The sequence below is a fragment of the Janthinobacterium leeuwenhoeki genome, assembly GCF_051380795.1.
GTDB lineage: Bacteria > Pseudomonadota > Gammaproteobacteria > Burkholderiales > Burkholderiaceae_D > Janthinobacterium.
Map to the genome: position 1 here is coordinate 46,265 of NZ_JBNYXT010000036.1, position 11,664 is coordinate 57,928.

General features: G+C 61.4%; 10 protein-coding genes. 3 read left to right on the forward strand and 7 right to left on the reverse strand.

Annotated features, from left to right (window positions below; translation table 11 throughout):
* Window positions 1-20 precede the first annotated feature (20 nt).
* The 4 genes from paaD to paaA are packed head-to-tail and all read right to left on the reverse strand — an operon-like array spanning window position 21 to window position 2,646.
* Window positions 21-560, reverse strand: coding sequence for a 1,2-phenylacetyl-CoA epoxidase subunit PaaD (gene paaD, locus ACQ4WS_RS21635; protein WP_436479074.1), 540 nt, complete (start codon window positions 558-560; stop codon window positions 21-23).
* Entirely contained in the window at window positions 560-1,327 is a 768-nt protein-coding gene (gene paaC, locus ACQ4WS_RS21640; RefSeq protein ID WP_436479082.1) for a 1,2-phenylacetyl-CoA epoxidase subunit PaaC, read from the reverse strand. Before paaC ends, paaD begins: the two co-directional genes overlap by 1 nt.
* Window positions 1,328-1,341: 14 nt before the next feature.
* Window positions 1,342-1,626, reverse strand: coding sequence for a 1,2-phenylacetyl-CoA epoxidase subunit PaaB (gene paaB / locus ACQ4WS_RS21645; protein ID WP_034746356.1), 285 nt, complete (start codon window positions 1,624-1,626; stop codon window positions 1,342-1,344).
* 30 nt (window positions 1,627-1,656) lie between these two features.
* Window positions 1,657-2,646, reverse strand: coding sequence for a 1,2-phenylacetyl-CoA epoxidase subunit PaaA (gene paaA / locus ACQ4WS_RS21650; protein WP_219115433.1), 990 nt, complete (start codon window positions 2,644-2,646; stop codon window positions 1,657-1,659).
* Between the two features lie 267 nt (window positions 2,647-2,913).
* Between paaA and paaX the strand changes: the two genes are divergently transcribed.
* A complete protein-coding gene (gene paaX, locus ACQ4WS_RS21655) occupies window positions 2,914-3,843 on the forward strand; it encodes a phenylacetic acid degradation operon negative regulatory protein PaaX (RefSeq protein ID WP_436479075.1) in 930 nt (309 codons plus the stop codon).
* A 115-nt stretch (window positions 3,844-3,958) separates the two neighbouring features.
* On the opposite strand, the gene ACQ4WS_RS21660 is transcribed toward paaX, so the two are convergent.
* Window positions 3,959-4,210 carry a hypothetical protein gene (locus tag ACQ4WS_RS21660; RefSeq protein WP_436479076.1) on the reverse strand — a complete coding sequence of 84 codons (252 nt, stop codon included), beginning with the start codon at window positions 4,208-4,210 and terminating at the stop codon, window positions 3,959-3,961.
* A 141-nt stretch (window positions 4,211-4,351) separates the two neighbouring features.
* Between ACQ4WS_RS21660 and ACQ4WS_RS21665 the strand changes: the two genes are divergently transcribed.
* Window positions 4,352-5,476, forward strand: coding sequence for a M14 family metallopeptidase (locus ACQ4WS_RS21665; RefSeq protein WP_436479077.1), 1,125 nt, complete (start codon window positions 4,352-4,354; stop codon window positions 5,474-5,476).
* 394 nt (window positions 5,477-5,870) lie between these two features.
* On the forward strand, window positions 5,871-7,580 hold the full coding sequence (locus tag ACQ4WS_RS21670) for a methyl-accepting chemotaxis protein (protein WP_436479078.1): 1,710 nt from the start codon (window positions 5,871-5,873) through the stop codon (window positions 7,578-7,580).
* A 23-nt stretch (window positions 7,581-7,603) separates the two neighbouring features.
* Here the strand turns inward: ACQ4WS_RS21670 and ACQ4WS_RS21675 are convergent, their stop codons facing one another.
* Together ACQ4WS_RS21675 and ACQ4WS_RS21680 are read right to left on the reverse strand one after the other, a co-directional pair.
* A complete protein-coding gene (locus tag ACQ4WS_RS21675) occupies window positions 7,604-8,926 on the reverse strand; it encodes an aminotransferase class V-fold PLP-dependent enzyme (RefSeq protein ID WP_436479079.1) in 1,323 nt (440 codons plus the stop codon).
* Between the two features lie 12 nt (window positions 8,927-8,938).
* On the reverse strand, window positions 8,939-11,350 hold the full coding sequence (locus ACQ4WS_RS21680; protein WP_436479080.1) for a TonB-dependent receptor plug domain-containing protein: 2,412 nt from the start codon (window positions 11,348-11,350) through the stop codon (window positions 8,939-8,941).
* Between the last annotated feature and the right edge of the window lie 314 nt (window positions 11,351-11,664).

Below are 11,664 nucleotides of genomic sequence, written 5' to 3' on the forward strand. Positions count from 1 at the left end.
GGAACGTGTGCCTGATTTTTTTAGTGGCACTTGAAGTAGTCAAACGGTTCGCGGCAAGCCAGGCATTTGTACAGGGCCTTGCACGGCGTGGAGCCGAACTGGCTGGTCAGCTGCGTATGCGTGGAACCGCAGTTCGGACAGATCACGTCCAGCTTTGGCATCGCCTGGCGCTTGACCCCGCCCGCTGTTCCGCTACGAAGGCCGCTGATGTCGATCACCTGCTGCTGCGGCGGGGCGATGCCATAGCCTTTCAGCTTGGCCTTGCCCGCTTCGCTCATCCAGTCCGTGGTCCAGGCGGGCGCCAGCTGGTTCACCAGGGTCACCTTGGCCACGCCATGGCTGCGCAAGGCCTCCGTGACGGCGTCGGCGATCACCTGCATGGCCGGGCAGCCCGAATACGTGGGCGTGATCGTCACGATGCACGCATCGCCATCCGTGACTTCGACGGCGCGCACGATACCCAGGTCCACCACCGAAATGACGGGAATTTCCGGGTCCGGCACGTCGCCCAGCCAGGCCCAGACCTGGGCGGCATCCAGCGCTGCCGTGGCCGTGTTCATTACCACTCCGCCCCGGGATAGGCGCGCTGCAGGAACTGCATTTCGGCCAAAATGAAACCCAGGTGTTCCGTGTGCGTGCCCTGCTTGCCGCCCTTTTGCATCCAGGCGTCGGGCGCCGGCATGACAAGCGTCGCTTCGGCGAAAATCTCGGCCACGTGTTCGAGGAAAGCCCGGCGCAGCACGTCCGATGGCGGCGCGATGCCGGCGGCAAGCATGGCCTGGTCGACGGCGTCATACTTGAACATCTCGCCCGTGTACATCCACAGCTTGTCGGCGGCAGCCTGCGTCTTGGCGTGGCTGTCCGCCGTGCCATCACCAAGGCGCACGATCAGGTCGCCGCTGCGGCGCAAGTGGTAAGTGACTTCCTTGATCGATTTTTGCGCCACTTCGACGATGCGCGCATCCGTCGATTTTGTCAGCTCCAGCAGCTGGAAGTAGTGCCAGCTGTCGAAGAAGAACTGGCGCATCATGGTGTCGGCGTAATTGCCGTTCGGCTGTTCCACCAGCAGGCAGTTCTTGAAGTCGTGGGCATCGCGCAAAAAGGCGATGTCATCTTCGTCGCGGCCCGCGTTTTCCAGTTCGGCCGCATAGCTGAACCACAAGCGCGTCTGGCCCAGCAAGTCCAGCGCCACGTTGGTCAGCGCCATGTCTTCTTCCAGCGCCGGGCCCTTGCCGCACAGCTGCGACAGCTGCTGGCTGAGGATCAAGGCGTTGTCGCCCAGGCGCAGGAGGTAATCGAACTTTTGTTGAGTGACCTTGTCATCCATTGCAGGCGCTCCCATCACAGGTTCTTGACTTCTTCCGGCATCGGGAAGAAGGTGGGATGGCGGTACACCTTGCTGTTCGATGGCTCGAACAGGGCACCCTTGTCGCCCGGGCTGCTGGCGACGATATCGGCCGCGCGTACCACCCAGATGCTCACGCCTTCATTGCGGCGCGTGTAGACGTCGCGCGCATGGTTGACCGCCATGGTGGCGTCGGAAGCGTGCAGGCTACCCACATGCTTGTGCGCCAGGCCGTGCTGGCTGCGGATGAAAACTTCCCACAATGGCCATTCTTTGCTCATGTTGCTATCCCCTATCTGTCTTATTGATATTCAGGCTGCCGCTTTGCTAGCGGCTTGCTTGTCTGCGTAGGCGAGCAAGGCATCGCGGAACCATGCACCGTCTTCATAGGCTTTCACGCGTGTTTGCAAACGTTCGCGGTTGCACGGGCCATTGCCCTTCAAGACATTGTTGAACTCGGACCAGTCGATCTCGCCGAATTCATAATGCCCCGTTTCTGCATTGAACTTCAGGTCGGGATCGGGCACGGTCAGGCCCAGATATTCGATTTGCGGCACGGTCTGATCGACCATGCGCTGGCGCAATTCATCGTTCGAGAACAGCTTGATGCGCCATTGCGCCGATTGGGCGCTGTTGACGGAAGCGGCGTCGGACGGACCGAACATCATCAGGGACGGCCACCACCAGCGGTTCAAGGCATCCTGCGCCATGGCTTTCTGCTCGGGCGTGCCCTTGCACAGCGACATCATGATGTCGTAGCCCTGGCGCGCATGGAACGACTCTTCCTTGCAGACGCGGATCATGGCGCGCGCATACGGACCATACGAGCAGCGGCACAGGGGAATCTGGTTGATGATGGCGGAGCCGTCGACCAGCCAGCCGATGGCGCCCATGTCGGCCCACGACAAGGTGGGATAGTTAAAGATGCTGGAATACTTGGCTTTGCCCGAGTGCAAGGCTGCCAGCAAGTCGTCGCGCGACACGCCCAGGGTTTCTGCAGCGCTATACAGGTACAGGCCGTGGCCCGCTTCATCCTGGATCTTCGCCAGCAGGATGGACTTGCGTTTCAGGGTAGGCGCGCGCGTGACCCAGTTACCTTCAGGCAATTGACCGACGATTTCCGAGTGCGCGTGCTGCGAAATCTGGCGGATCAGGGTCTTGCGGTAGGCGTCCGGCATCCAGTCCTTGGCCTCGATCTTGATGCCTTCGTCGATGCGCGCCTGGAAAGCGCGCTCTTCCTGGCCCATGTCGTCGATGGAACGGACGTTCTTTAGGCCGGTTTCAACCATTTGTGCGTACATGATCTGTCTCCCATGTCTTTGATTTTGCGCAGCAACGCGGTGCGATGAACAGATAATACGATACAAAAATCTATTTGCATACACTTGATGTGAATCATTTTAAAAATTCGTATCTTGTGCGGCTTTTTTGTGCGTATGATATTGCTGATGAGAAAACACTGCGAAGTGCCACCCGCGCTTCCGGCAAATTATTGCCGCGCTACCCGCGCAGCCAAGTAAACTGCTGCTTTTATTGAACCGACCGCAACACGGCCAGACCGGAACCACATGAAGAACACCCGCTGCACGGCATGGATAGCCGATTTCCTGGAAAGCGACCCACCGCGCTCGAAGTCCCTGGTGATGACCATCTTTGGCGACGCCATCGTGCCGCGCGGCGGCGCCATCTGGCTGGGCAGCCTGATCGAACTGCTGGCACCATTCGGCGTCAATGACCGTTTATTGCGCACCAGCGTGTTCCGTCTGGCGCAGGAAGGCTGGCTCAGCTCGCAGCGCGACGGCCGCCGCAGTGCTTATACGATACGCCCGGAGGCGCTGGCCCGCTTCGAACGCGCCTATCGCCGCATCTATGCGCCGCTGGTTGTGCACTGGGATGGCAGCTGGACCCTGGTGATCGGGCCGGCCGGCAGCATCGGTGCCGCGGAGCGGGGTGCGCTACGCAAGGAATTATTGTGGGCGGGCTATGGCTTGATTTCTCCCGGCATCTTTGGTCACCCGGCCAGCAATGCGGAGGCGCTGGAAGATATCCTCGTGCGCAACGAGGTGCAGGGCAAGCTCTACGTCTGCCACACAACGGAATTGCCGGGCGTCAGCACGCGCCCCCTGCGCGACATGGTGGGCGACTGCTGGGATTTGTCGGAAGTGATGGCCGGCTACGAAAAATTCATCGCCAGCTTCCAGCCGCTGTTGACCCTGCTGCAAGAAGAGCCCGTGTTCGATGCCGAGCAAGCCTTCGTCATCCGCTCGCTGCTGACGCACGCCTACCGCCGCGTACAATTGCACGACCCTCAACTGCCCGTCGAACTGTTGCCCGAACCGTGGCCCGGCACGCAAGCCTATGCGCTGGCGCGCGACCTGTACCGCCTCACGTATGCGGCGGCAGAGGAACATATCCTGGCCACATTGCGGTGCGAGGATGCGCAGGCGCCGGATGTGGAGCCCTGGTTCTACGAACGTTTCGGCGGCCTGAACACCTGACAAAACGTCCATGGCGGCGTTGCAGGGCCTGGGCGTACATTCGTACTGCCTGCGGCCCCGCGCCTTGCCCTGAACATTTTTCAGGCGTTCAGCAAGCGTCGTTATCAAACTTCCATTACTTGGCGACGACTTGCTTCGCCCCCGCCAACAAATCCTGCCCCAGCTTTTCCAGCGCATTGGCCTGCACCAGCATGGTGTCGAGGATGGCGACGTTGAAGGTCAATTCGGCCGGCGTCGTATAGCCGGGAAAACGCAGGATGCGCAGTAATTCCTGCAAGGTCGTGCCCTTGCCCAGGTGCGCCAGAGCGTCGCTGAGGGCGCTGACTTTTTTTTCCAGTTCGCGTATGTGCTTGCCATTGTCATCCATGATGATCTCCCCGTGTCGGAGCTTCCACGTTAGCAAAGCACGTGCGTCGTCGTTTGCGCCAGCACAAAGAGCACCGCAAAACAGGTATCATCGCGCCATTGCACACGATGCAAAACCCATACGTTTTTATCAGGAACACTCATGACCATTAAAATCAGCCAGCAATTCGACGCCGGCGCGATCGAGGTGCTGCGCGCCGACGATGCACTATCCATCGAGTTGAACATCCGCAAGGATTCCCACGCCGACATCACGCAGTGGTTTTACTTCCGCCTGCAAGGCGCGCAAGGCGAGGCGTGCACGATCCGCTTCATGAATGCAGGCAAGTCGGCCTACCCGGACGGCTGGAAAGACTACCAGGCCGTGGCCAGCTACGACCGCGAAACCTGGTTCCGCGTGCCCACCAGCTTTGACGGCGCCGTGATGACCATCGAACACACGCCGGAAGAAGAAAGCGTGTACTACGCCTACTTCGAACCGTATCCATGGGACCGCCACCTGGCCCTGATCGACAGCGCGCAAGCGTCGCCGCTGGTGCGCCTGATCGACCTGGGCAGCACCGTGGAAGGCCGCGACATGAATCTGCTGGTGGTCGGCGACGCCGATGCCGAGAAAAAAGTTTGGGTCATCGCACGCCAGCATCCCGGTGAAACGATGGCTGAATGGTTTGTCGAAGGCATGCTCGAAGCGCTGCTGGACCAGGCCAATCCGTTTGCCCGCCAGTGCCTGCAGGACGCCGTCTTCTACGTGGTGCCGAACATGAATCCGGACGGTTCCGTGCATGGCAACCTGCGCACCAACGCGGCCGGCGCCAACCTGAACCGCGAATGGATGACGCCGACCATGGAGCGCAGCCCGGAAGTGTTCCTGGTGAAACAAAAAATGCATGAAATCGGCTGCGACCTGTTCCTCGACGTGCATGGCGACGAAGGCTTGCCTTACGTCTTCGTGGCCGGCAGCGACGCGCTGGAAAATTTCACGCCAACACAGAAGGCCGAGCAAGACCGCTTCATCGCCGACTTCAAGGTGGCCAGCCCCGACTTCCAGGATGAGCACGGCTATGAAGACGGCCCATTCACACCGGAAGTGCTGACCATGGGTTCGCCCCACATCACGCACGCCTTCGGCTGCCTGTCGCTGACCCTGGAACTGCCGTTCAAGGACAACGCCAACGATCCCGACCCGCAAACGGGCTGGAGCGGCGCCCGCAGCGCCGCCCTGGGCGCGGCCGTGCTGCAAGCTATCCTGTCCACCTTGCGCGCCTGAGCGCCAGGGCCGGACCGGCCTGCTTGATCCCATGCCCCGCACGCCGGGGCATTTTTTATGCCCGCACGACAAGCGTTGTTGGCCGAGTCGTTTTCTTTCCGAACTTCTTGCCTGCCAGAAATTATCGTCCTACACTCAATAACAGAATCGGGCCGTGCCACGCTGCACAGCCCAGCAAAAATACGCCGCCTGCCAGGCCGCCACGCCCCCACCGGCGATCTGGCTGGCGCATCCACGGCATTGTCCTTGGCATCACACAGCCCCATACCTGCCGAGCTAGCTTTCTGCACGAAAAAACGACCGCCTCAGCATCGTGCCGCACCCTGCCCATCTGGCTGGCTCGTGCTCACATGGTGCCGGGCGCTTCCCGCATGTCGCCAAGAATGGATTCCCTATGTCTCAGTTTAAAATCAGTACCCGCCTGGCCTTCAGTTTCGGCTTGATCATTGTCCTGCTTGCCATGGTGGCATTTGTTTCAGTGAGCCGCATCCGCAACATCAATGCCACGACGGAAAAAATCCTCAATGACCGCTATGTCAAGGTCATGCTGTCCAATACGATACAGTCGGAGGTCAATGTCCAGGCCCGCCTCTTGAGCATCGCCATCATCGGCGCCAACGATGCCGACGAAGTCAGCAGTTCCTTGGCCAAGATTCAGGCATCGATCAAAAAGAACCTGGGACTGCTGACGCGCCTGAAAACCCTGGTCAACACGCCCGAGGGCCAGGAACTACTCCAGGCCGCGATGATCAGCCGCGAAAGCTATGGCAAGACGCGCGATGCGAATATCAAGCTGTTGCAAGAAGGGAAAACCGAAACGGCAGGCATCTTCCTGCTGACGCAGCTGCGTTATCCGCAAGAAAAATTCCTGACGGCACTGGCAGCCATGGCCAGCTTCCAGGAATCGCTGATGGAAACGGAAGGCAAGCAAGCCCTCGCCGACGGGCGCCTGGCCATCATCCTGACCCTGTCGCTGTCCATCGCCGCGACGCTCATTGCCCTCGCGCTGGCCATCCTGATCAGCCGCTCCATCAGCCGGCCCATCGGCGAAGCCGTCAAGGTGGCGCAACGGGTGGCGGCCGGCGACTTGTCGGGCAGCATCGACGCGCGCGGCACCGATGAAACGGGCATGCTGCTGCGCGCCCTGAAAGAGATGAACAACAACCTTCAAGGCATCGTGGCCCGCGTGCGCCATGGCACGGATGCCATCGCCCATGGCTCGCGTGAAATCGCCTCCGGCAATATGGACTTGTCTTCGCGCACGGAGCAACAGGCCAGCTCGCTGGAAGAAACGGCATCGTCGATGGAGGAACTGACGTCGACCGTCAAGCAGAATGGCGAAAATGCACGCCAGGCCAACCAGATGGCGCAATCGGCCTCCAGCGTGGCCAGCAAGGGCGGCCAAGTGGTGGCGGAAGTGATCACGACCATGGATTCCATCAATGCCTCGTCGAAAAAAATCGTCGACATCATCGGTGTCATCGACGGCATTGCCTTCCAGACCAATATCCTGGCCCTGAATGCAGCCGTGGAAGCGGCCAGGGCGGGCGAACAGGGACGGGGCTTTGCCGTCGTCGCCACGGAAGTGCGCAACCTGGCTCACCGCTCCGCCTCCGCCGCCAAGGAAATCAAGATCCTCATCGGCGATTCCGTGCACCAGGTCAATCTGGGCAGCACCCTGGTGAACCAGGCGGGCAGTACCATGGAGGAGATCGTCAGCAGCGTGCGGCGCGTCACGGACATCATGGCCGAGATCACGTCTGCCAGCAACGAGCAGGAAGCGGGCATCGAGCAAATCAACCAGGCCATCACGGAAATGGATGCCGTGACACAGCAAAATGCAGCCCTCGTGGAAGAGGCGGCGGCCGCGTCAGAAGCGCTGCAGGAGCAAGCCGGCATCCTGGCCGAAGCCGTCAGCGTATTCAAGCTCGACGGTATGCAAGCGCTGCCACCGGTGCAGGTTCTAGCCATCCGCGCCCCGGCACGCGCGCCTGCGAGGCTTGCCGCCACGACACGCGTCACAGCCACTGCAGCGCCCGCCAAGAAAGCAGGCAAGGCGGGTGCACTGGCCGTGGTCGCCGATGCCGAGTGGGAAGAGTACTGAGACCATCCCCTGCCGAAGCAAACTCAGCCCTTAGCCACCTTGCGCAGGGCATCGACCAGCTTGTCCAGATGCGACTCGGGCGTAAAGATGCCCGGCGTGACGCGCACGCACGCGCCGCTGGCCAGACCGTCGCGCGGCACGGCAAAGATGCCGTGTTCCTGCACCAGTTTTTTCGACAAGGCAAAATTGTCCGCCACGCTGGTCTTGCCCTTTAAGCGGAACGAGGCGATAGCGCTCGTCAGGCGCGGGTCGCTGGACGCCAGCACTTCGATGCCATCGATGCCACGTGCCGCTTCGACCCAGCGGTTGCGCAGCAGCCGCAGCCGCGCCTGCTTGTTGGCCACGCCGATCTGCGCGTGCAAGTCCAGCGCCGTCGGCAGGCTCAGGTAGGCGGCGAAATTCACCGTGCCCGTGTGCACGCGGGTGCGGATATCCTCGCCCGCCTTGCCCCCACCCAGCTCCCCCATGTACGGGTCGATATCGGCCACCCTGCCCCGCTTGATGTAGGCAGCGCCCACGCCCACGGGCGCGCCTATCCATTTATGCAGGTTGATGCCGGCAAAGTCCGCCTGCAGCTCAGGAATCGTCATGTCCAGCTGGCCAAAGCCGTGCGCCGTATCGACGATGACATCGATGCCCCTCTCGCGCGCCAGGCGGCTGATCTCGGCCACCGGCAAGACCATGCCGTTGCGGTGATTGACATGCGTGAGCAGCATCAGTTTCAGGGTCGGATAACGTTCCATGGCGGCAATATAGGCAGCAAGCACATTGTCATGCGTAAATGGTTCCGGGATGTCAATCGACACCACCTGGGCGCCGCGCCGCTGCTGCAGCCAGCGCGTGACGGTAATCATATTGTCGTAATCAATATCCGCGTACAGCACCGTATCGCCCGGCTGAAGGCAGTTGTAGCCAGCGATCAAGACTTGTAGCGCTTCCGTGGCGCCCCGCGTCAGCACGATTTCATCGGTAGCCACGCCCAGCGCCCTGGCCGCCGCCGCGCGCGCCGCCTCGAAATCGGCCGGGAAGCGCATGCGCGCATACCAGGCGTTGTCGCGGTTGACCATGCTCAATTGCTGCTCATAATGACGCAGCACCGGCCTGGCCATCGAACCCCAGAAGGCGTTGTCCAGTTGCACGACGGCATCGGTCGTGTCGTATTGTGCGGCCACGGCCTGCCAGTAAGCCTGATTGCTGGCCAGCATCTCCGGCGTGGTGCCGGCCGGTACTGCGGGTAAACGCGCCGGCAAGACGGACGCTGCCGCCGCCGATCCTGCGCCCGCCGTCAAGGGCAGCGCAGCCGCCAGCGAACCCGCGCGCAACAAGGCGCGGCGTTGTGGATTCATCATCATCTCCCCTTAAAATTTCACTTTATACTCGACGTATAGCTTGCGCCCGTCCGTGTCGTACGGCGCATTGCGCGAATAGATCAGACCGCGGCTGGCCTGGAAGCTTGCTTCATCGGGATATTTGTCCAGCACGTTGTCGATCCCCACGCGCACGGACTGCTTGTCGCTGATCTTGTAGCTGGCCGCCAGGTCAAGAAATTGCATGGCGCCAAAGCGCTGGAAGATATCGCCCGTCGCATTGCCGGAATTGTCCGTCCAAGCGCCGTAATAGCGCACGCGGGCCAGGGTATTCCAGTTGCCCAGGTCATAGTTGCCGCTGATGGTGGCTTTCTGGCGCGGCAGGCGCTCCTCGAACACCTGGCGCTGGGCCGGATTGGTCACCAGGCTGGACTTGCCGCCATCGACTTTCGTCGTGTTGTAGTTGTAGGCCAGGGTCAGGTTCAGCTTGCCGTCGCCGAGACGGCTCAGGTGGCTGCCGACGATATCGATGCCGCGCGTGGTGGTGTCGAAGTCATTCGTGAAATAACTGACCGAGGTGTAACGCAGCGGGTTGGCCACGCCAGCGGGCACGGCAAACGCGGCGGACGTGCTGAAGCGGTCGCTGACCTTGATGTCATACACGTCGACGGAACCGGAAAAACCGCCCGCTGTCTTCCACGTAAAGCCCAGCGACAGGTTTTTCGATCTTTCCGGCTTCAGCGCCTGCGCACCGAGCAGGATGGCCAGCGGGTCGCTGTTGGCCAGGCGGCCGCTGGTAAACAACAGCAGGGTCTTGGTGTCGAGGCCTTGATTCGTGCTGTTGGTATTCGACTGGCCGGGCGTTGGCGCACGGAAACCCGTCGAGTAGGAGCCGCGTAAGGCCAGGTCCGCGCTCAAGGCATAGCGAGCCGACAGCTTGCCGTTGACGGTGCTGCCAAATTCCGAGAAATGCTCGTAGCGGGCCGCGCCGCCCAGGCTCAGGGCCTTGCTGACGGGCACTTCCACGTCCAGGTAGGCCGCATAGCTGTCCTGGCCCCAACTGCCCGCCTGGCGGTCGCTGAAGCCCGGTGCGCCGTTCGCGTTCGCGTCCAGGCCAATGGCCGCGCCCGGCCCCACCGTCCAGGACGCCGCATCGCCCGCCTTCACCCCATACGTTTCGTTACGCGCCTCGGCGCCAAATGCGATATTGACCGGTTGCGGCAGGGACGCCACGGGCAATTCATAGTTGAAGTTGGCGTTAAGAATCTTTTCCGCCTGCGACAACTGGCCCAGGTAGAAGGACGTCGGGCTGGTCGGCCCCATCGAGGCGTTGATGGAATTGGCCAAGTTATAGTCGATGCGGTTGCGGCCGTAGGAAGCGCTGACATCCCAGCCGAAGCGCTCGTTGAAGCGACCACGCACACCGGCCACCAGTTGCAAGTCATCCTGGTCGTTCGAATAACTGGGGCTGAAACCGAGCGGATACAGGCTGCGCAAATCCCAGCCGGGGAACAGGCTGCTGGTTTTATACGCGCCCGTGCTGGTGTCGGGATTCCTCCAGTTGAAGTCCGAGGTGCCGTCGCTGCGGCTGAACAGGCCGAAACCGTACAGTTCCACCGTGTCGGACAGGGCCATGCTGGCATTGAAGCCGATGCGCTTGCTATCGAGCTCAGGCTGGCCCCAGCGCTGTACGGGATTGGGCACCTTCAGCTCCGGATGGGCATTCTGAAAGGCGATGGCGTCCGCCCGCTGGCGCGTGCGCGAGGTGGGGTCGGACTGGGCCAGCGCACCGAAAATCGTCGCCTTGCCCGTCTCGCCAAACGCAAAGCCCGTCTTCAGGTTGAGCTCCTTGCCCTTGCCGTCGCCTTCCGAATATTGCGAATGGTGCAAGGAAAGCTCCGTGCCCAGCGTATCGTCGAGGATGATGTTGATCACGCCGGCAATCGCGTCGGAGCCGTACTGGGCCGAAGCGCCATCGCGCAGCACTTCGATGCGCTTGATGGCGGACACGGGAATCTGCGCCAGGTCCGGCGCTTGCGCGCCGCGCGCGCCCAGCAAGGCGCTACGGTGGAAGCGCTTGCCATTGATCAGCACCAGGGTCTGGTCCGGCGACAGGCCGCGCAGAGTGGCTGGACGCACGAAGACCTGCCCATCGGCCATCGGCAAGCGCTGCACCACATACGAGGGAACCAATTGCGCCAGCACATCGTTCAAGTCCGATGATTCGACGGCGCCAATATCTTCGCGGTTGAACACATCCACGGGCGCCATGGTGTCGAACTGCGTGCGATTGCTGCCGCGCGTGCCGGTGACGATCACCGCTTGCGGTGCATCCAGGGAATCGCTGGCGGCAGCTGGTGCGGCGGACGTATCGCCATGGGCTTGCGCCTGGGTGGAGAACAGGGCGTTCATGGCACACAACAGGGCCGCCGCGCGGGCGATGCGGGTATGGGAGTAGGTCATGGAGAGGGTCACTATGCAGGTTGAATCAACAACAACGCGTCACGGCAAGACTCGCATCTTGCATGAAATATCACGAAGTTCGGCTTACTTACATTAAAAGCATCTAAATAGCGCAGATAACGTCAGATGGCGACATCATACGAAGGCAATATTTCATCCGTATGACGATGGAATCCCCGTTCAAAAAACCACACGCCATCGAGTAGGGGGCTGAGTTACCTCAGCCGCCCTCTCACACCACCGTACGTGCGGTTCCGCATACGGCGGTTCATTTCACAAGCTGGAAGCGCTGCTGGGTGTCCAGCAGCGAAACT